Origin of the sequence: Microvirga makkahensis (assembly GCF_009830105.1) — a bacterium.
Lineage (GTDB): Bacteria > Pseudomonadota > Alphaproteobacteria > Rhizobiales > Beijerinckiaceae > Microvirga > Microvirga makkahensis.
This window is the reverse complement of the sequence record NZ_WURB01000001.1, coordinates 227,319-248,497: the sequence shown is the minus strand read 5'-3', so window position 1 is coordinate 248,497 and position 21,179 is coordinate 227,319. Positions and strand designations below refer to the sequence as shown.

The 21,179-nt window shown below is 61.0% G+C and carries 14 protein-coding genes; 11 read left to right on the top strand and 3 right to left on the bottom strand.

The features are described from left to right. The first annotated feature begins 37 nt into the window (after positions 1-37). Complete coding sequence (locus GR328_RS27900) at positions 38-163, top strand: hypothetical protein (RefSeq protein ID WP_281351890.1); 126 nt, start codon at positions 38-40, stop codon at positions 161-163. A gap of 3 nt (positions 164-166) precedes the next feature. Here GR328_RS27900 and GR328_RS01190 read toward each other — a convergent pair whose 3' ends face one another. Beyond that, on the bottom strand, positions 167-2,443 hold the full coding sequence (locus GR328_RS01190; protein WP_160882704.1) for a CDC48 family AAA ATPase: 2,277 nt from the start codon (positions 2,441-2,443) through the stop codon (positions 167-169). Between the two features lie 397 nt (positions 2,444-2,840). Between GR328_RS01190 and GR328_RS01185 the strand changes: the two genes are divergently transcribed. The 8 genes from GR328_RS01185 to GR328_RS01150 all read left to right on the top strand — a co-directional run bounded on the left by GR328_RS01185 (position 2,841) and on the right by GR328_RS01150 (position 11,660). Continuing rightward, positions 2,841-3,578, top strand: a complete 738-nt coding sequence (locus tag GR328_RS01185; protein ID WP_160882703.1) for a GntR family transcriptional regulator — start codon at positions 2,841-2,843, stop codon at positions 3,576-3,578. A gap of 632 nt (positions 3,579-4,210) precedes the next feature. Continuing rightward, complete coding sequence (locus GR328_RS01180) at positions 4,211-5,038, top strand: transporter substrate-binding domain-containing protein (protein WP_160882702.1); 828 nt, start codon at positions 4,211-4,213, stop codon at positions 5,036-5,038. Between the two features lie 50 nt (positions 5,039-5,088). After that, on the top strand, positions 5,089-6,375 hold the full coding sequence (locus GR328_RS01175; protein WP_160882701.1) for an NAD(P)/FAD-dependent oxidoreductase: 1,287 nt from the start codon (positions 5,089-5,091) through the stop codon (positions 6,373-6,375). Between the two features lie 44 nt (positions 6,376-6,419). Next, complete coding sequence (locus GR328_RS01170; RefSeq protein WP_160882700.1) at positions 6,420-7,394, top strand: amino acid ABC transporter permease; 975 nt, start codon at positions 6,420-6,422, stop codon at positions 7,392-7,394. Between the two features lie 73 nt (positions 7,395-7,467). After that, positions 7,468-8,229 (top strand): ATP-binding cassette domain-containing protein, encoded by a 762-nt coding sequence (locus GR328_RS01165; protein WP_160882699.1) that lies wholly within the window; start codon positions 7,468-7,470, stop codon positions 8,227-8,229. A gap of 54 nt (positions 8,230-8,283) precedes the next feature. Further along, on the top strand, positions 8,284-9,891 hold the full coding sequence (locus tag GR328_RS01160; RefSeq protein WP_160882698.1) for an FAD-dependent oxidoreductase: 1,608 nt from the start codon (positions 8,284-8,286) through the stop codon (positions 9,889-9,891). A gap of 115 nt (positions 9,892-10,006) precedes the next feature. After that, complete coding sequence (locus tag GR328_RS01155; protein WP_160882697.1) at positions 10,007-11,248, top strand: DUF763 domain-containing protein; 1,242 nt, start codon at positions 10,007-10,009, stop codon at positions 11,246-11,248. Positions 11,249-11,390: 142 nt separating this feature from the next. After that, complete coding sequence (locus GR328_RS01150; protein ID WP_160882696.1) at positions 11,391-11,660, top strand: hypothetical protein; 270 nt, start codon at positions 11,391-11,393, stop codon at positions 11,658-11,660. Positions 11,661-11,710: 50 nt separating this feature from the next. On the opposite strand, the gene GR328_RS01145 is transcribed toward GR328_RS01150, so the two are convergent. Both GR328_RS01145 and GR328_RS01140 read right to left on the bottom strand, forming a co-directional pair. Next, positions 11,711-12,871 (bottom strand): cystathionine gamma-synthase, encoded by a 1,161-nt coding sequence (locus GR328_RS01145; protein ID WP_160882695.1) that lies wholly within the window; start codon positions 12,869-12,871, stop codon positions 11,711-11,713. Beyond that, the gene (locus GR328_RS01140; RefSeq protein WP_160882694.1) at positions 12,871-14,244 is read right to left on the bottom strand and encodes a pyridoxal-phosphate dependent enzyme; all 1,374 of its coding nucleotides are present in this window, start codon (positions 14,242-14,244) and stop codon (positions 12,871-12,873) included. The genes GR328_RS01145 and GR328_RS01140 overlap by 1 nt, the downstream gene beginning before the upstream one ends. Before the next feature lie 207 nt (positions 14,245-14,451). Here GR328_RS01140 and GR328_RS01135 point away from each other — a divergent pair, with 207 nt between their 5' ends. After that, positions 14,452-15,390, top strand: coding sequence for a LysR family transcriptional regulator (locus tag GR328_RS01135; protein ID WP_160882693.1), 939 nt, complete (start codon positions 14,452-14,454; stop codon positions 15,388-15,390). Positions 15,391-15,616: 226 nt separating this feature from the next. Continuing rightward, positions 15,617-21,178 carry a HAMP domain-containing protein gene (locus GR328_RS01130; protein WP_160882692.1) on the top strand — a complete coding sequence of 1,854 codons (5,562 nt, stop codon included), beginning with the start codon at positions 15,617-15,619 and terminating at the stop codon, positions 21,176-21,178. Position 21,179: the final 1 nt, after the last annotated feature.

The window sequence follows — 21,179 nt, the reverse complement described above, 5'->3', positions numbered from 1 at the left end:
GGCTCCAGTCGCTTGAGGAGCAGTGGACCGGGCGCCCGTGTCACGAGGCGCTGGTCACGCCATCCTGATGGGCACGATCGTGCGGACCCTCTGGACACCGAACGCCCGTTGGGCGCCCGGTATCGGCTTCTCGGTCAAGGCCCTGCTCGAGATTGCCGTATAAAGATCATTCGGCCGCCCGTCTCACGGGCAGAAAGCCGATGGGCTGACGTTGTGGACCTTCCTGCTTCAGAGTGCGGAGCATATCCTCATACTCCCGCTCCATCTCGGGCGTGACCGACGGACGCGTTTCCCGCAAGGCCTGTTCGAAATGGGCCATGCTGACGGCTTGGGCCTCCAAGGACTCGCGCAAGGCGAGAAGGCCCGCTCGGCGGGTCAGGTCCTCAAGATCCGCGCCCGTGAACCGGCTCGTTCTTTCCGCCACCAGATCGAGATCAACATCAGGGCCCAGCGGCATGGATTTCGTATGGATGCCGAGAATGTGCCGGCGTCCCTGCGCATCGGGCACCGGAACGTAGATTAATTCATCGAAACGGCCCGGGCGCAGCAGGGCAGGGTCGATCAGATTGGGCCGGTTGGTTGCGGCCATCACCACGACTCCCTGCAACTCCTCGAGCCCATCCATTTCCGCCAGGATCGTGTTGACCACGCGCTCCGTTACGGCTGGTTCGCCAAGGCCGCCGCCGCGCACGGGCGCCAGGGAGTCGATCTCGTCGATAAAGATCACGGTGGGTGCGACCTGCCGAGCGCGGGCGAACAGGCGGGACACCTGCTGCTCCGACTCGCCATACCATTTCGAGAGAAGGTCCGACGATTTCGTTGCCACGAAATTGGCCTGGGCTTCGCGCGCGACCGCCTTCGCGAGGAGGGTCTTGCCGGTGCCGGGCGGGCCGAAGAGCAGGAAGCCTTTGGCCGGGCGGATGCCGAGGCGGCGGAAGGATTCCGGGCTTTTAAGCGGGAGCTCCACACCTTCGCGCAGGCGCGTCCTGGCCTCCTCGATACCGCCGATATCGTCCCAGGTCACATTCGGGACCTGGATCATGATCTCGCGCAGGGCCGAGGGCTGAATCCGCTTGAGGGCGTTCTGGAAGTCCTGCCGGGTGACGCGCAGTTTCTCCAGCACGTCCGCAGGGATGCCCTCCTTGAGATTGACGTCCGGCAGGATGCGGCGCAGGGAATCCATTGCAGCCTCGCGAGCGAGGGCGGAGAGATCCGCGCCGACGAAGCCATAGGTCGTGCGGGCGATGTCGTCCAGGTCCACATCCTGGGCGAGCGGCATGCCGCGGGTGTGGATGGTCAGGACCTCGCGGCGGCCCGGCTCGTCCGGAACACCGATCACGATCTCCCGATCGAAGCGGCCGGGTCTGCGGAGCGCCTCGTCGATGGCCTCACGGCGGTTCGTTGCACCGATCACCACGATGTTCTGGCGAGGCTCCAGCCCGTCCATGAGGGTGAGCAGTTGTGCCACGATGCGCCGTTCGACCTCTCCTGTCACCTCTTCCCGTTTTGGGGCGATGCTGTCGATTTCGTCGATGAAGATGATCGCTGGTGCGTTCTGCTGCGCCTCCTGGAATACCTGCCTCAACCGTTGCTCGGACTCCCCGTAGTGGCGCCCCATGATCTCCGGTCCGGCGATGTGGTAGAACTGCGCCTCGGTCTCGTTGGCGACGGCGCGCGCGAGCAGCGTCTTGCCGGTGCCGGGAGGGCCATAGAGCAGGACGCCTTTCGGCGGATCTATGCCGAGCCGCTGGAAGAGTTCGGGATGGCGGAGCGGGAGCTCCACCATCTCGCGCACCTGATCGACGGTATTCCCAAGGCCGCCGATATCGTCGTAGGTGACGTCCGCGCGGCGTGCCTCCTTGGGTTCCTCGAATTGCGGACGCAGCTCGATCTCAGTTTCGGCCGTGACCTGGACGATGCCACGCGGATGGGTGGACACGACGACAAGGCGGATCTCCTGCAATCCATAGGCGGGGATGTTCAGCAGTCTGCGCAGCTCCTCGGGATATCTGGAGTCCGAGGCATTGGGTGAGTACACGGAGGTGGAGATCACATCGCCCGCCGTCAGAGGCCGCTGGTAAAAGGTGCGGCGCAGCGCGTCGCCCGAGCCCTGGAGGCGCAGTCCTTTCTGTGCCGGAGCGAGGACGACGCGTGCGGCCGGACGGGCGTCCGCCGGCTTGACCTCCACGAAATCGCCGCGGCTGACACCCGCATTCACACGCTGCAGGCCGTCAAGACGAATGATGTTAAGGCCTTCGTCCTCCGCGTAGGGCGTGACGGCGACCGCCGTCGTATGTCTCTTGCCAATGATCTCGATAGCTTGGCCTTCCTGCATGCCCAGGTCCGCCAAAGTCTGCCGGCTCATGCGTGCGATACCGCGACCCGCGTCGCCGGGCCTCGCATTCGCGACCTGAAGACGTACGACCTTACCATCATCTGTCATTGCTGCGTTCCCCTCGTCCAGGTGGCGGTCATCCCGATCACGGCGTTCTTGGGCAGAAACTCAGGTGCCGAGATGAACCCCCAAAGCTCAAGGAACGATCTCGCCAATGCAAGCGAGGGGCAAACGCCACATTGCTGGATTTGTTGCAGGTGCGGTCTTGAGCGGGTGGGCTGGAGCTTGGCAGATTACGGCCAATCGGGCGATGCCAGGCCCAGCTCCTCGGGCGCAGCATCTAGAGCCGTTCGAGGCTCCAAGGGGCAGAAGAATGAGGCGTCAGAGGCTCTTCATGAAGATGCGTCAAGAATTCGGACAAAGTCCGTCAATAAACTTGCGCTTACGTCCAAGATGCTCAATCCTGTGGACTGACAACTGATAACAGAGGCTAACCGGGCCTGTCATGTCTCCCATCACGCCGCTTCGCGACGAACGAACTCTGGTTTTGCAATTGCGGGATGCGATCGGCGCCCTTATTGGTGCGCATGGACTGAAACCGGGCGATCAGTTGCCGACAGAGGCGGAACTTACCCGAAGATTTCAGATTTCCCGGCCGGCTCTGCGGGAGGCATTGAAGCTTCTGGAACAGGATGGCGCGATTTATGTGAAACACGGCAAGGGCCGCTTCGTATCGGCGGCGGCAGCGCTCCAGGTCGAGCGGCCGATCACCTGTTTCGAAAGCGTCTCCGAGATGATGCAGAAGTCCGGTTACCGCCCGATCAATAAAGTATTGTCGATTTCCGAGGAGGCGGCTTCGGAGGAAGTGCAAGCCGCTCTGCGCCTAGATGCCAGCTCCCGTGTCATCCGGTTGGAGAGGCTGCGGATGCATGAGGAGGATGTGCTTGTCTATGGCCTCGACTACATTCCTCGCACCGCTGTTCCCGACCGTCTCTACGATATCGATTGGAGCGGCTCCCTGCTCGATCTGTTGGAGCGCCACGGCATGCGTCCATGCATGTCAACGGCCGTCGCCACGTCGATCATGCTGCCGCCAGATGTCAGTGAACGAAACGATCTGAACGACTTCGGCCCCGCTTTCCTGATTGTGGAGACGGCCTTCACGTCGACAGGCCTCCCCATCGTTTATGCAAAGGATTATCATCGCGGCAGTCGGTTCTCTTTCAGCTTCGTCCGCAAATGAGGCACCTCTTGCGGCCTCTGAGTGCTCGCGCAGCGCGTGGTGGTTCGGTTCAGCACTCAGCGATGCGCTGCGCTGCGCGAAACAGTGAGCGTCGGATCAATCCTGAAGGAGTAAGTCCTCTAGTCATGTCCGATGCTCCGGCAAGTCCGAGCCGCTGTGGATGCTTCGATGCGAGGCGGTTGAAAGTTCGATTTCCTCCACGTTGGTAGACTTGACAGTCGCTGAGATTGGTCGTCTGCTGTCAGACAACGTTAGAAAGATTATCGGGGGAGGTTCATGGGCAAGCATCTGGTTCTAAAGGGACTTTGTCCGCCGATTTCCGGATAGCTTCACCGGGCGGGGAAAAATGGATCCAGCGGATTGTGGGGTTCAGGTCAATCGGCTTGAGCTCGTCCCATATGCGTGAGTGGTGCTCTGTGATGCCCGCCGTGGTCAGGCATCCGAGCCGTACGCGACTTCCTGTGTCCATCTTTGCGAATCCGGTTCCTCACGATCGTTCTCATGGTCTTTTCCGCAGGATGCGGCTCAGACCCTTTCGGCGCTCGGAACTACCGAGCGTGAGCTGCGGCTCCAAGAAATAGGGAGCCACCCATCGCCTTGTTATCCAATCATCAGAAGAGGGAAGTTGAAGGATGCGTAAGCTCGTTTTCGGTACAATGATGGCGCTGGGATTCGCCTCCGTTATGAATGCAACGGCTCAGGCCGGCCCGACCATGGATCGGGTCATGAAGGCCGGTGAAATGAAAGTTGCTACCAACAGCGGGTGGCCTCCGCAGAGCTATCTCGATGACAGCAACAAGCTGGTCGGCTTCGACGTGGACGTGGCCAACGAGATTGCCAAGCGCCTTGGGGTGAAGGTGAAATTCGAAACACCCGAATGGAACGTGATGACCGGCGGTCGCTGGCATGGTCGTTTCGACGTGGCCGTGGGTTCGATCACGCCGACCAAAGCGCGTTCCCAAGTCATCGACTTCGCCGGCATCTATTACTACAGCCCATACGTCTTTGTGGTGCACAAGGACAGCAAGGCGACGTCCCGTGACGACCTGAACGGGAAGAAAATCGGTGTCGAGACGGGAACGACTTCCGAGGACTATATCAACCGTCGGCTGGAGATCGATGCCCCGGGCCTTGCGCCGATTCAGTACACGCTGACCCCGGGCGAGGTGAAGACCTACGCCGACTCCATGCTGCCCTTCGACGATCTGCGGCTGGGCGACGGCACGCGCATCCACGCGGTTATCGCGCCCGAGCAAACGGCACAGAACGCCATCAAGAACAGGTATCCGGTGAAGATTCTTCCCGGTGAGGCCGCTTTCAAAGAGCCGCTCGTGGTGGTGACGGACAAGGGTGATCCGGAATGGACCGCCAAGCTCGGAAGCATCATTCAAAGCATGAAAGATGACGGCACCCTGAGCAAACTGACCACCAAGTGGTACGGCAGCGACTACAGCAAGTAACCGCACCACTTTCCGATCCATCTTCCACCTGCAACACGACACGATCAATCATGTCCTACGTCGAAACCTATTATCGTCGGGCGCTCGGACCGAGCGCTGTCCAAAGGCCGGTGCTCGAAGGGGCCTTGAAGGTTGATGTCTGTGTTGTAGGTGGAGGGCTCGCCGGACTCACGACCGCTCTGGAACTCGCTCGCAAGGGCCGCAAGGTCTGCGTTCTCGAAGCGAACCGGGTCGCCTGGGGCGCTTCAGGCCGTAACGGCGGCTTCGTGAGCCCCGGCTGGGCAGCGCGTTACAAAAATATCCGGCGGATGGCTGGAGAGGCCCATGCGAAGGAACTGCATCGCCTTTCCATCGAGGGTATGAATGACGTTCTGAAGAACGTCCATGCCTTCGCCATGGAGGGTGCGGAGCCGACTCACGGCATTATGGGAGCCGTGCGCTACGAGGCGACAGACGATCTCAAGGCTCATCGCGACTGGCTGGAGAAGGAATTCGGCTACGAGGTCGAATTCAAGAGCCGCGACGAGGTGCGTCAGATGCTCGTCTCACCTCGCTACTATCAAGCTCTGTACGACCCCAATGCCTTCCACTTTCATCCTCTGAACTATGCGCGCGCTCTCGCCAAGGAGATCGAGCATCTGGGCGGGGCTGTGTACGAAGGTTCACCCGTCGTCGCGACTGCACTGGACGGCGCAACCAGGATTGCCAAGACGGCCTATGGATCCGTGGAGGCCGACCATCTGGTGATCGCATCGGGCGGCTATACTGGAAATCTCGTGCCGCAGCTCAAGCGCAGCTACCTGCCGATCGCCACTTACGTGATGCTGACCAAGCCCAATCGCGAGCTGATCGCGAGCGCAATTCGCACCGACGCGGCTATTGGTGATGATCGTCGCGCAGGTGATTATTACCGGCTGGTGGATGGAGGTGAGCGTATTCTTTGGGGCGGCAAGATCACGACGCGCACGACAGAACCTCGTCTTCTGGGCCGCCTGCTTCACGAGACGATGGTGTCTACCTACCCGCAATTGAAGGACTTGGATGTCGAGATCGTCTGGTCCGGCCTCATGTCCTATGCCCGCCACATGATGCCGCAGATCGGCCGTCTGCAGCCTGGCGTCTGGTATTGCACGGCCTTCGGCGGGCATGGGCTCAATACCACGGCTATCGGTGGACGCGTGGTCGCAGAGGCGATCATGGGGGAAAGCGACCGGTACAAGCTGTTTGCTCCGTTCGGCCTCGCCTGGAACGGGTCGATTGCCGGCCGTGCTGCTGTCCAGCTGACCTACTGGGCCTACCAGGCATCCGACTTCCTGCGGGAGCGGAAGTCGGCTTAGAATTGAAGATGCAAGCACAACAGGTTTGAGGGTGGGAGGGCCCGATGCACTACGCCGACAACGTCGATTACCCGAGGCTGCTGTCCCGGCCATCCGTCTATATCCCGGGGCTCGCGATTCTCTTCGGCATTCTTCTGTACACGCAGGCGGGGACAACATCCCTGGGGCAAGCGCTCGCCGGGGTGTTCGGAATGGCTGGAGACTCGCTCCTCGCGGCGAACCTGCTCGTAGCTATCGTCGTCACCGCTGTCGTCGCGCTCAACGTCGCCGTGGTCATGCGACTCAGCCTCAAGCATCAGGTCTATGTGGTCTGGGCCGAGCTGGCGCTTCTCGTTCTGCTATTCTTCTATTCCTTCGATCTCAGCTTCGAGTTCATCCGCCGTAAGATCGGTTTCCTGCTGACTCAGGGCTTGGTAACGACCCTGTATGTTTCGGCCATCTCAATCGTCATCGCATCCGTCCTGGCGATGATCGGTGCCGTCGCAAAGCTCTCGTCCAACGGCATCGCGCTCGGAATCGCGAATTTCTATACCTCCCTCTTCCGCGGCCTTCCTTTGCTGATGCAGATCTACATGATCTATCTGGGGCTGCCGCAACTCGGATATGTCATCGACGCCGTTCCCGCCGGCATCCTGGCGCTGTCACTCTGCTATGGCGCCTACATGACCGAGATCTTTCGCGCCGGCATCGAGAGTATCCCGAAGGGCCAGTGGGAAGCCTCGCGCGCATTGGGACTGAAGCCGAAGGATACCCTTATCCGCATCATCCTTCCCCAGGCGATGCGCATCATCATCCCGCCGACAGGCAACCAGTTCATCGCCATGCTGAAAGACAGTTCGCTCGTGTCGGTGGTCGGCGTGTGGGAGCTCATGTACCTCGCCCGCACTCAGGGGCAGACCGAGTTCCGGCACGTGGAGATGATGATAACGGCGTCGCTGATCTACTGGATCCTGTCCATTGTCCTGGAACTCATCCAGGGGCGCATCGAGCGGCGGTTCAACAGGGCTCAGACGCGATGACGGACCATATGAGTGAAGTCAGATACGTGCGAGAGGAGACGTACTCGTGATCCGGAAGAGCAGGCTTTCTCTAGTGGAATCAACCCCTGAGCCGACCGGGGCCGTTCCTGCCGTGCAGATCAGAAACCTGTCGAAATGGTATGGCAGCTTTCAAGCCCTGACGGATGTCGATCTCACCATTTCGCGGGGTGAGAAGCTCGTGATCTGCGGCCCGTCCGGCTCCGGAAAATCAACGCTCATCCGCACCATCAATGCGCTCGAGAACTTTCAGAAGGGACAGATCATCGTCGACGGCATCGAACTGACCCGCAAGCCCGACGCGGTTGAAGCCGTGCGGAAAAGGGTGGGCATGGTATTCCAGCAGTTCAACCTGTTTCCTCATCTCACGGTTTTGGAGAACTGCACCCTGGCCCTGCGACTCGTGCGCGGCATCCCACACAAGGAAGCAGAAGAGCGGGCGCTGCATTATTTGGGCAAAGTCCGGATTCCGGACCAGGCGCACAAATATGCATCGCAGCTTTCCGGCGGCCAGCAGCAGCGCGTGGCTATTGCCCGTGCTCTGTCGATGCAGCCAGACATCATGCTGTTCGACGAGCCGACCTCGGCGCTCGATCCCGAGATGGTCAAAGAGGTGCTCGACACCATGACGCAGCTTGCGGGAGAGGGTATGACGATGGCCGTGGTCACTCACGAAATGGGCTTCGCCCGTCAGGTGGCCGACCGCGTGGTGTTCATGGATCGGGGCGAGATCGTGGAGCATGGTCCGCCGTCCGAGTTCTTCTCGAATCCCAAGGAGTTGCGGGCGCAGGCCTTCCTGAGCCAGATCCTTCACTGATCCAGGCGCGAGAACCAGCGAAAATATCCAGAAATCAACGTGTGGAGGGGGAGAGTGGCGAAGGATTGCGACGTCGCTGTCATCGGAGCGGGGCACAACGGGCTCGTCTGCGCCTATTATCTCGCCGCAGCGGGATACAAGGTGAAGGTGTTCGAGCAGCGCTCCGTCGTGGGCGGTGCAGCCGTGACGGAAGAATTTCATCCCGGCTTTCGCAACTCGGTCGCCTCCTACACCGTCAGTCTGCTCAATCCCAAGATCATCCGCGATCTCGATCTGCCCCGTCACGGCCTGAAGGTCGTGGAGCGCCGCCTGTCGAACTTTCTGCCTCTCCCGAATGATCGATACCTGAAGATCGGTGAAGGCGTGACCCGCTCCGAGATCGCGCGGTTCAGCGCCGGGGACGCGAAACGCTACGAGGCCTATTCGAACGAAATCGACGCCATCGCGGACGTACTGCGCGACCTCGTTCTTCAGCAGCCCCCGAACCTTGTCGCCGGCGGCCTGCGCGCAGTGCTGTCGGAGGGCTGGCGAGCCCTGATGACCGGCAACCGGCTGCGTGGTCTGTCCATGGCGAACCGACGAGCTTTGCTCGATCTTTTCGCAAAGTCTGCAGGCGATTACCTCGACGGCTGGTTCGAGACCGATTGCGTGAAAGCGGCCTTCGGCTTCGATGCCATCGTGGGCAATTTCGCGAGCCCTTATACTCCGAACACGGCCTATGTGTTGCTCCATCATGTATTTGGCGAAGTGAACGGCAAGAAGGGCGTTTGGGGGCACGCCATCGGTGGCATGGGTGCGATCACGCAGGCCATGGCGAAGGCGGCGCGCGAGCGCGGCGTCGAGATCGAAACCGATGCACCCGTGCGGGAAGTGATCGTCGAGAAAGGCAGGGCCAGTGGCGTCATCCTGAAGGACGGACGCACGATCCGCGCGCGTGCAGTGGCAGGCAATGTCCACCCCAAACTGCTATTCGACCGACTGGTTCCTGAGGGTGCGCTGCCGGCGGATTTCCTATGCCGCATGCGGCGCTGGAAATCGGGTTCGGGTACGTTTCGGATGAATGTGGCGCTTTCGTCCCTGCCGAGCTTTACGGCTCTGCCTGGACGTGAGGTGGCGGATCATCACACGGCAGGCATCATCATCGCTCCGTCCCTTGCATATATGGACCGAGCCTATGACGACGCGAAACAATTGGGATGGAGCCGCGAGCCTGTGGTCGAAATGCTGATCCCTTCGACCCTGGACGACAGCCTCGCGCCCGAGGGCATGCATGTGGCGAGCCTGTTCTGCCAGCACGTCCAGCCACATTTCTCGGACGGGCGCTCGTGGGACGATCACCGCGAGGAAGTGGCAGACCTGATGATCGCGACCGTTGATCGTTATGCTCCCGGATTCAAGGAGAGCGTCGTCGGACGGCAGATCATGAGCCCGCTTGATCTCGAACGCACCTTCGGACTCATCGGGGGTGACATCTTCCATGGCGCCCTGACCCTCGACCAGATCTTCAGCGCCCGTCCGATGCTGGGGCACGCGGATTACCGCGCGCCGATCACGGGGCTGTACATGTGCGGCGCGGGCACCCATCCAGGCGGTGGCGTCACGGGCGCGCCGGGACACAACGCCGCCCGCGCTGTCCTGGCTGACTTGCGGCGTCTGAGATAGGCGGGATGTGCGGCCTTTCGGCCGGGCGAGCCCGCTTGATCCGGTCGACGATCGGTCTTAGCTAGACCGGGCGCATCACCTCGGTTGCGGGACTCGCGGAAGGGCCCTTCTTGACATGGCGAGAAAAGCAGGAAGTGCGGACCTGCCGCTGCACAGCGGGCATGTGCCCAAATGGCTTGCAGATCGCATGACTCGTCTTGGCGCCGTCATCAGCGAGGCCATCGTTCATCATTACGGTCGGGACGAATTGCTGCGCCGCTTGGCGCACCCCTTCTGGTTTCAATCCTTCGGGGCCGTCATGGGCATGGATTGGCATTCGTCAGGCATAACCACCAGCGTGATTGGGGCTCTGAAGCGCGGCCTGACGCCGTTGTCGAAGGATCTTGGAATTCACGTTTGCGGCGGGCGGGGGCGGCATTCACGGCAAACACCTCACGAACTCATGTCCATCGGTGAGCGTGTCGGATTCGACGGTTCCGCTCTTGCGCAGGCCAGCCGACTGGTTGCTAAGGTCGACAGTGCGGCGATACAGGACGGTTTCGATCTCTATCTTCATGGTTTTATCGTTACGGATGACGGCAAGTGGGCGGTCGTCCAGCAGGGAATGAACGATTCGCGCCGGCAGGCGCGCCGCTATCACTGGCTGTCCGAAGATCTCAAGAGCTTTGTCGACGAGCCCCATACGGCCATCGACGGGATCGGGCAGGGGGAAATCGTCAATCTGACCGATCGACGCGCGGAAGCCTCGCGCCGGGCACAGATCGAGGTGCTGGGCTCCCTGGGCCCGGACGGCATTGCGCGCAAGTTTCTGGCGCTGAACGAGCGGCCGACGGAGGCTGAAGCCTCACCTCAGCCGTTGTTGCCGCATCTCGTTATGCCGGAGCGCCATGATGTCCGCTCTACGGACGTGGTGCTGCGGCGTCTGCACGGCAGCCTGGCGGCTGCGGCCGAACGGGGGCCCGATGATTTCCCGGAGCTTCTGCTGACGCCCGGCGTCGGGCCGCGCACCGTACAGGCGCTGGCGATGGTGACGGAGGTGGTCCATGGAGCGCCATGCCGATTCAGTGACCCGGCGCGGTTTTCTTTCGCCCATGGCGGAAAGGATCGCCATCCTTTCCCGGTGCCCGTGCGCGTGTACGACCAGACCATCCGGGTTCTGAAATCCGCGGTTCAGAAGGCAAGGCTCGGGCAGCAGGAAGAGCTCTTTGCCTTGAGGCGGCTCGACGATCAGGCGCGCAGCCTGGAGCGCTTTGCCGGTGGCCCGGGCTTCGACGAGATCCTGAGAGGCGAACGGGCGAAGTCGCATGCTTACGGCGGCCGTTCCGTTTTCGGTGACGAGCCGACGCCGGAAGATTAGCTCCCGTATTTCGCTCGTGTGGGGTGAGACGTCGCATGGCTTCAGTTTGGCCTGTGCTTGTCGGTCATACTCAAATTTTGCATGCTGCACCGGTGACGGGCCTTCATAAAGATCAATCCGGCTGCGGATGGGGCAGGCAGAAATGGATAACCAAACGACGGTTCTCAATATCTTGAAAAAGGCCCGCGATCTCGTGAACTCGGGGTACCATGCAGACGTTCTCGAGGCCATCAGCGCCCTCAAGGCGGACGCAAGCGGCCCCAAACGCGATCTCGCGTATTATGCGGTGCTGGAAACGGCGGCGGAAGGCCGTGGAGAGGTTGGGCTATCAGACTTGTCCGCAGCGAGCAGGGATGCGGCCATGGCCCTGCTCGACGCGACCATCAGGCGGATGACGTCGAAGCTGCACTGAGAAGAAAGCCCAAGACCGTCTCTTAAATCCTCCCCCGGCTGTGGGGCCGTTTACGCGAGTGCAGAGCGCAGATCCTGAATCAGGTCGTCGGCGTCCTCGATGCCGACGGACAGGCGCACGAGTCCGTCATCGATCCCGAGCTCAGCGCGCACCTGCGGCGGCACGGAGGCGTGGGTCATGATGGCCGGATGTTCTATCAGGCTCTCCACGCCCCCCAGGCTTTCGGCCAGGGTGAAGAGCTGGCAGCGTTCCAGAAAGCGCGTCGCACCCTCCAGCCCTCCCTTGATGCGGGCCGTGATGATGCCGCCGAAGCCCCGCATCTGGCGCTTCGCCAGCTCATGCTGAGGATGGGAGGCTAGACCGGGATAGATCACGCTGTCCACCCGTGGGTGCGCCTCGAGGAACTCCGCGATCTTCAAGGCAGAAGTGCAGTGACGCTCCATGCGCAGCGAAAGCGTTTTCAGGCCGCGCAACGCGAGGAAGCTGTCGAAGGGACCCGAGATCGAGCCGACTGCATTCTGGAGATAGGCGATCTTCTCGCGCACCTCCAGGTTCTGGCCGACCACCACGACTCCACCAACCATGTCGGAGTGACCATTGAGGTACTTGGTCGTGGAATGCACGACAATGTCAAAGCCGAACTCCAGCGGGCGCTGCACCCAGGGACTTGCGAAAGTGTTGTCGGCCACCAGCAGTGTCCCGTGCCCGCGGGTCGCCTGGGCGATGGCCTCCAGATCGGCGAGTTTTAGGAGAGGGTTGGTCGGAGTTTCCACCCAGACGAGACGCGTGTTGGGGCGCAGGGCTGCCTTGACGGCATCCGCATTGCCCAGATCGACATAGGTGATATCCAGTCCTGCCGATTGCCGGCGCACCTTCTCGAAAAGCCGTCGCGTGCCGCCATAGAGATCGTCAGAGGCGACAATGTGGGAGCCATGCTCCAGCATGTCGAGCACCGTCGCGCTCGCCGCGAGGCCGGACGAGAAGGCAAAGGCAGCGGACCCGCCCTCGAGATCGGCGATGCAGCGCTCGAATGCCATGCGCGTGGGGTTCTGCGACCGCGCGTATTCAAATCCCTTGTGCACGCCGGGGCTTTCCTGCGCGAAGGTCGAGGTCGCATAGATCGGCATCATCACCGCGCCCGTGGTCGGGTCCGGTGTCTGGCCTGCATGGATGCAGCGGGTGGCGAAAGCGAGTTGATTGCGAGTGTTCATCAGGCTTGTATCCGGAAGAAGTTGATGAGGTCGATGCGCGTGGCCAAGCCAACGAAGGTGTCGCCGTCCATGATCACCGGCACGAGACCTGAAGCGAAGAGGGGGAGGAGATCCTTTACAGGTGCCTGCGCAGGAACGGTTTGCAGGCGCGTGGTCATGATCTCGCGCACGGGTTTGTTGAAGACGCCCTGCGGATCACTTTCGTTGGCAACGAGCGCATCGAGAATATCGCTTTCGTCCACGAGGCCGACGACGTGGCCGTCCTCGATCACCGGCAACTGAGAAATATCGGAGGAGCGCATGCGTGCGAAGGCAGAGCGAAGCGTTTCGCTGGGGGAGACGAAGATCGTTGCACCCTCGCCGAAGGGATTGATGACCACATCGCGTGCGGTGCCAGTGGGCTTGCGGTCGAGCCAGCCCTCCTGGGCGATGAAGGCATCGTTGAAGACCTTCGACAGATACTTGGCGCCCGTGTCGCAGACGAGGGTGACGACGCGCTTCGGTTCGCTCTGCTCGCGGCAATAGCGCAGCGCCGCGGCCAGCAATGTGCCGGAGGACGAGCCGGCAAGGATGCCTTCCTTGCGCAGCAGCTCTCTGGCTGCCGAGAAGCTCTCCTTGTCGGTGATGGAATAGGCCTTCTTGACGAGAGAGAGATCGCAATTGAACGGTACGAAATCCTCGCCGATGCCCTCGACAGCCCAGGAGCCCGCCTCCGTCATTTCTCCCGTTTCAACCAGAGGGGCAAGGATCGAGCCTGCAGGATCGGCGAGAATCATCGCCGTCTTTGGAGAGGCCTTCTGGAGATAGCGTCCAATACCCGTCAGCGTGCCGCCGGAACCGACGCCGACCACGACGGCATCCACATCGCCCTCCATCCCGTCCAGGATCTCGGGGCCGGTGCTGGCCTCATGCGCCGCCGGATTGGCGGGATTCTCGAACTGGTTGATGTAGACGGCGCCGGGAGTCTTGCGGGTGATCTCCAGGGCCAGATCCTGGTAGTAGTCGGGATGCCCCTTACCCACATCCGAGCGCGTGATCACCACCTCCGCGCCGAGAGCTTTCGCGTGCAGCACCTTCTCGCGGGACATTTTATCGGGAACGACGAGGAGCGTGCGATAGCCCTTGCTGGCGCCAACCAGGGCGAGACCGACGCCCGTATTGCCGGCAGTCGCCTCAACAATGGTGCCACCCGGCTTCAGGCTGCCGTTCCTTTCCGCGGCCTCGATCATGGCGCGGGCTGGACGATCCTTGATGGATCCGCTCGGATTGGCGCTCTCAAGTTTGAGGAACAGTCTGCAAGGACCGGCATTCAAGCTCGTCACCTCGACGAGAGGCGTGTGGCCGATCAGGTCCATAGCTCCACGGGCAGACATTGAACGCATCCTTTATGTGGAATATGATATTGCTCATATATATTCGTGAAAAACCCTCCTGGCTATAGGTATTCAGTTAAATCTTCCGGAAGGGACGAGCCTTTCTCTTTCAGTGCCATTGCGTCCGGCTGGAACATCCCCGCTTCACCTCTTTCATTGATAATTCCAGTCATACAGATACGATTCCACTCGATGGGAGTGAGGCTAATGCTCGACCGAGTCACCGGAATGCAGATATTCGTGCGGGTCGCGGCTCTCGGAAGCCTGTCGGCCGCAGCCCGCGCGCTCGGCATTTCCCAGACCATGGCGACTAAGCATGTGGGGGCCATCGAAGAGCGGCTGGGTGTAAAGCTCCTCCACCGGACCACCCGCCGCCTGACCCTTACCGAAGCCGGACGGCGCTATCTCGGAAGCGCCGAGCGCATTCTGGCCGAAATCGAAGAGGCCGAGGCCACGGCTTCTGCCGAACGGGTCGAGGTGCAGGGCACGCTGCGAGTGAATGCTCCCTTGTCGTTCGGCTATCGGGAACTCGCGCCCCTCATGGCCGAGTTCTCGCGCCTCCATCCTGCCGTAACGGTGGATCTTGGCCTGAACGACCGCTTCGTCGATCTCATCGAGGAGGGATGGGATATGGCCGTACGGATCGGGTGGCTTCGGGATTCCACCATGATCGCCCGTAAGATTGCGCCATGCCGCCTCGTCCTTTGCGCCTCACCTTCCTATCTCTCGGAGCAAGGAATCCCGCAAACGGTAGCTGACCTGTCCCGGCACAACTGCCTTGGCTACACCTTGTCCCGCGGCGTGGGGCCGGATGAGTGGGCATTCGGCGCCGACGGCAAGGTCAAGGTTCGGGTCCGAGGCAATCTGCGCGCGAACAACGGGGATGCACTGGTCGCCGCCTCGATGGCAGGTCAGGGCCTGATCTATCAGCCTACCTTTCTCGTCAGCGACGCATTACGGGAGGGACGGCTCGTGGCATTGCCTCTTGATCATCCCCCGCTTGAGCTCCCGGGGGTCTTCGCCATGTACCCGGCCAATCGCCACCCTCCTGCCAAGGTGCGTGCCTTCGTGGATTTTCTTGTGCAGAGGTTCGGATCCAACCCGCCATGGGATCGGGGGCTGAAGCTGCCGCAGCGAACGCCCTGAAGCAGAGGATCTGTCATGCTGAAGACGCAGGCGATGCAAGAGGTCGGCCTTCCCTCCGCCGGAGCTGAACAGCGCTGAAAATACTCCTCCTTTCCATTGGAACTTTCTGGGGACGCCTACGTTTTCGATGGTCGGCGTCTGTCCAGAGTGGTGAGAACACCCGTCGGATGTCCGTACAGCAAGGGGAGCCGGGCCGTCTGCCTGGAACTGTGTTACGGGGGGCTTTATGCCACAAGTCGAATCTGCCACATCGCAGCTTAATCCCAGGCTGCTGCTCAAAGTCTTGCGTGCTTTCCGAAGGGGTGATTTTACCGTTCGGCTGCCCTCGGACATGATCGGAATCGATGGCGAAATTGCAGAGGCCTTCAACGATATCGCCGACCTGAACCAAGGGCTCGCTAGAGAGCTGGACCGGATTGCTAAAGTGGTCGGCAGGGAAGGCCGTATCAGTGAGCGCGGTCAGCTCGACGGGGCTACAGGATGCTGGAGCGAATGTATCAGCTCCGTGAATTCGATGATCGGCGACATCGTGCAGCCGACCGTCGAGGTCGCCCGGGTGATCGGTGCCGTGGCCAAAGGTGATCTCAGCCAGTCCATCGAGCTTGAAACCGAAGGACGCCCCTTGCGCGGCGAGTTCCTGCGCATCGGCAAGGTGGTCAACACCATGGTCGGACAGCTCAGCAGTTTCGCATCGGAGGTGACGCGTGTGGCGCGCGAGGTGGGTTCCGAAGGCAAGCTCGGCGGCCAAGCCAAGGTGAAGGGTGTCGCCGGCACGTGGAAGGATCTCACCGACAACGTGAACCTCATGGCCGCGAACCTGACGGGTCAGGTGCGCAACATCGCTGAAGTCACCACCGCGGTTGCCATGGGCGACCTGTCGAAGAAGATCACCGTGGAGGTCAAGGGCGAGATCCTGGAGTTGAAGAACACCATCAACACCATGGTGGATCAGCTCAACTCGTTCGCCGGTGAAGTGACGCGCGTGGCGCGTGAGGTGGGCACCGAGGGCAAGCTCGGCGGACAGGCCGAGGTGCGCGGCGTCGGAGGCGTCTGGAAGGATCTGACAGAGAATGTGAACATGATGGCCGCGAACCTGACGGGTCAGGTGCGCAACATCGCCGAAGTCACCACCGCGGTTGCCCGTGGCGACCTGTCGAAGAAGATCACCGTCGATGTGAAGGGCGAGATCCTGGCGCTGAAATCCACCATCAACACCATGGTCGACCAGCTCAACTCCTTCGCCTCGGAGGTGACGCGTGTGGCGCGTGAGGTGGGCACCGAAGGCAAGCTTGGCGGGCAGGCGCAGGTCGAGGGCGTCGGCGGCGTATGGCGTGATCTCACCGAGAATGTGAACATGATGGCGGCGAACCTGACGGGTCAGGTGCGCAACATCGCTGAAGTCACCACCGCGGTTGCGAATGGCGACCTGTCGAAGAAGATCACCGTGGAGGTGCGCGGAGAGATCCTGGAGCTGAAGAACACCATCAACACCATGGTCGACCAGCTCAACTCCTTCGCCTCGGAGGTGACGCGCGTGGCGCGCGAGGTGGGCTCCGAGGGCAAGCTCGGCGGACAGGCCGAGGTGCGCGGCGTCGGAGGCGTCTGGAAGGATCTCACCGACAACGTGAACCTCATGGCCGCGAACCTGACGGGTCAGGTGCGCAACATCGCTGAAGTCACCACCGCGGTTGCCATGGGCGACCTGTCGAAGAAGATCACCGTGGAGGTCAAGGGCGAGATCCTGGAGCTGAAGAACACCATCAACACCATGGTGGATCAGCTCAACTCGTTCGCCGGTGAAGTGACGCGCGTGGCCAAAGAAGTAGGTTCCGAAGGAAAGCTTGGCGGGCAAGCACGCGTGGGAGGCGTCGCCGGCACGTGGAAGGATCTCACCGACAACGTGAACCTCATGGCCGCGAACCTGACGGGTCAAGTGCGCAACATCGCCGAGGTGACCACCGCGGTTGCGAATGGCGACCTGTCGAAGAAGATCACCGTGGAGGTGCGCGGAGAGATCCTGGAGCTGAAGAACACCATCAACACCATGGTGGATCAGCTCAACTCGTTCGCCGGTGAAGTGACGCGTGTGGCGCGTGAGGTGGGCACCGAGGGCAAGCTCGGCGGCCAAGCCAAGGTGAAGGGTGTCGCCGGCACGTGGAAGGATCTCACCGAGAATGTGAACATGATGGCCGCGAACCTGACGGGTCAGGTGCGCAACATCGCTGAAGTCACCACCGCGGTTGCGAATGGCGACCTGTCGAAGAAGATCACCGTGGAGGTGCGCGGAGAGATCCTGGAGCTGAAGAACACCATCAACACCATGGTCGACCAGCTCAACTCCTTCGCCTCGGAGGTGACGCGTGTGGCGCGCGAGGTGGGTATCGAGGGCAAGCTCGGCGGACAGGCGCAGGTGCGCGGCGTCGGAGGCGTCTGGAAGGATCTGACAGACAACGTGAACATGATGGCGAACAATCTCACCAGTCAGGTGCGTGGTATCGCCAGCGTCGTGACGGCGGTTGCCGAAGGCGACCTGAAGCGCAAGCTCAGCGTGGATGCGAAAGGGGAAATCGCCGCCCTCGCCGATACGATCAACGAGATGATCGATACGCTCGCGACCTTCGCCGATCAGGTAACGAACGTGGCTCGCGAAGTAGGTGTCGAAGGAAAGCTGGGCGGCCAAGCCCGCGTGCCGGGCGCTGCCGGATTGTGGCGTGATCTCACCGACAACGTGAACCAACTTGCTGCGAATCTCACCACTCAGGTGCGCGCCATCGCGGACGTGGCGACTGCTGTGACGAAGGGTGATCTGACCCGCTCGATTTCGGTCGAAGCGTCCGGTGAGCTCGCTTCGCTCAAAGACAACGTGAACGAGATGATCCGCAACTTGCGCGATACGACGCTCAAGAACGCGGAGCAGGACTGGCTGAAGACCAACTTGGCCAAGTTCACGCGACTGCTTCAGGGCGAGCGCGATCTCACCACCGTATCCAACATGATCCTGTCAGAGATCGCACCGCTGGTAAATGCACAGCACGGCGTGTTCTACATGGTCAACTCCGACGGCAACGAGCCAGTCCTCGAACTCGTCGCTTCCTATGCATTCACGCAACGCAAGCATCTCAACAACCGCTTCCGGTTGAAGGAAGGCCTCGTGGGGCAGGTGGCCTATGAGAAGAAGCGCATTCTCATCTCTAACGCTCCGAGCGACTACATTACGATCAGCTCCGCGCTCGGTGAGGCTCCGCCGCTCAACATCATCGTTCTGCCGGTACTGTTCGAGCAGGAAGTGAAGGCCGTCATTGAACTTGCCTCGTTCAGCCGCTTCTCAGACACTCACCAATCGTTCCTCGATCAGCTGACTGAGTCAATCGGCATCGTTCTCAACACCATCGCCGCAAACATGCGGACGGAAGGTCTGCTGAAGCAGTCCCAGCTCCTGACGATCGAACTGCAGAGTCAGCAGGAGGAGTTGAAGAACACCAACGACCGCCTCGAGCAGCAGGCCACTACGCTTCGCCAGTCGGAAGAACTCCTGCGTCAGCAGCAGGAAGCGCTGCGGAAGTCCAACGAAGATCTGGAGGACAAGGCTCGCCTGCTCGAATTGCAGAAGCAGGAGGTTGAGGACAAGAACCGTGAGGTTTCCATGGCCAAAACGGCCCTGGAGGAGAAGGCCGAGCAACTGTCGCTGACCTCGCGCTACAAGTCCCAGTTCCTCGCCAACATGAGTCATGAGCTGCGCACGCCGCTCAACTCGCTCCTGATCCTATCGAAGCTCCTTACCGAGAATCCCGAGGGCAATCTCAGCGAGAAGCAGAAGGAGTTCGCCAAGACGATCCATGCGGCGGGCTCTGACCTGCTGGCCTTGATCAACGACATTCTCGACCTATCGAAGATTGAATCCGGGACTGTGAGCCTCGAAGTCACGAAAGTGGGCTTCAAGGATCTCGTCAACCATATGGAACGCACCTTCCGCCAGATTGCGGAGGAGAGAAAGCTCGATTTCCATATCGATGTAGACGAAAAGTTGCCGTTAACGATTCGTACCGACTCGAAGCGCCTGCAGCAGGTTTTGCGCAACCTTCTCTCCAATGCCTTCAAGTTCACGGAGAAGGGTGGTGTCAGGCTTCGCATCGGGTCGGCCGAGGGTTCGCCTCTGCGCGCGGGCAGCCAGTGGATCTCCATTTCCGTCGCGGATACGGGCATCGGCATTCCGGAGGAAAAGCAGCGCATCATCTTCGAGGCGTTTCAACAGGCGGATGGCACAACAAGTCGCAAATACGGCGGAACGGGCTTGGGCCTGTCGATCAGCCGCGAGATCGCCCGCCTTCTGGGTGGTGAGATCGTGGTATCGAGCGTGCCGGGACAGGGCTCGACATTCACCCTTTTCCTCCCGCTCGAGCCGCCGGCAAATCATATGGCGCAAACCCAGGCTTCAGGCCGTGTGGGCGGCAATGGAGCAACGGTCGGAGCCGCCGATGAAGCGTCGCCCGCTGTCCTGCGCCAGCCTTCTGCTCCCATGGCGCTCTCCGCGTCGCTCGACGACAGGCATGCCATTGTCTCGGGAGATCGGGTCGTTCTGATCATCGAGGACGATGCGATGTTCGCGTCGGTTCTGCTGGAACTCGCTCGGGAGCAGGGCTTCAAAGGATTGATTGCGATGGATGGCGCCACGGCTCTCGCCTTGGCACATCGCTACAAGCCGCATGCGATCACTCTGGATATCGGCCTGCCCGACATGGATGGCTGGGCGCTGCTCGACCTTCTCAAGCACGATCCGAGAACGCGTCATGTGCCGATTCACGTGATTTCCGTTGATGACCAGAAGAAGCGCGGCATGAAAGCCGGAGCCTTCGGCTTCCTCGAAAAGCCGGTGGATCGGGACTCGCTGATGACGGCTCTCAATCGCACGAAGGACTTCATCGACAGACCTGTGAAGAAGCTGATCCTTGTCGAGGATGACGACAACCAGCGTATGAGCATTTCCGAGCTGATGAAGGGCGAGGAGGTGGACGTCACTGCCGTTGCGACCGCGGAGGAGGCATTGGAAACGATCCAGGCGCGTCAATTCGATTGCGCCGTGGTTGACCTCGGATTGCCGGATCTCCCGGGAGCGGAGCTCATCGAGCGTATCCGGCGAACGAAAGGAGGGGAGGAGCTTCCGATCGTCATCTATACCGGACAGGACCTGAGCCGTTCCGAGGAGCGTCGCCTTGAGCAGATTGCCGCGACGGTGATCCTGAAGGGCGAGGGGTCTTCCGAGCGGCTTCTCAATGACACCGCCCTGTTCCTGCATCGTTCCATCAGCGCGATCCCGGAAGAAAGCCAGATCATCGTCGAGCCAAAGGGAGAAGCCACCCTTGAAGCCCGGAAGGTCCTGATCATCGACGATGACATGCGCAACATATTCTCGCTGACGAGCGCTCTCGAGCAGCACGGCCTCACGGTCATTTTTGCGGAGAACGGCCTCGAAGGCATCGAGAAGCTGAAGGAGACGCCGGATGTCGATATCGCCCTTGTCGATATCATGATGCCGGAAATGGATGGGTACGAGACGATGCGGGAGATCCGGAAGGATCCGCGTTATCGAAGCATTCCGCTTATTGCCGTAACCGCGAAGGCCATGAAGGGCGACCGGGAGAAGTGCCTGGAAGCCGGCGCAACCGATTATGTCTCGAAACCTGTGGACATCGATCAACTTCTTGCCGTCTTGCGCGTTCAACTGAGTCGAAGCACCTATGTGCCTGAGGGGAAGACACACTCCAATGGCGCAGCAGAGACCGGTCTTTAGA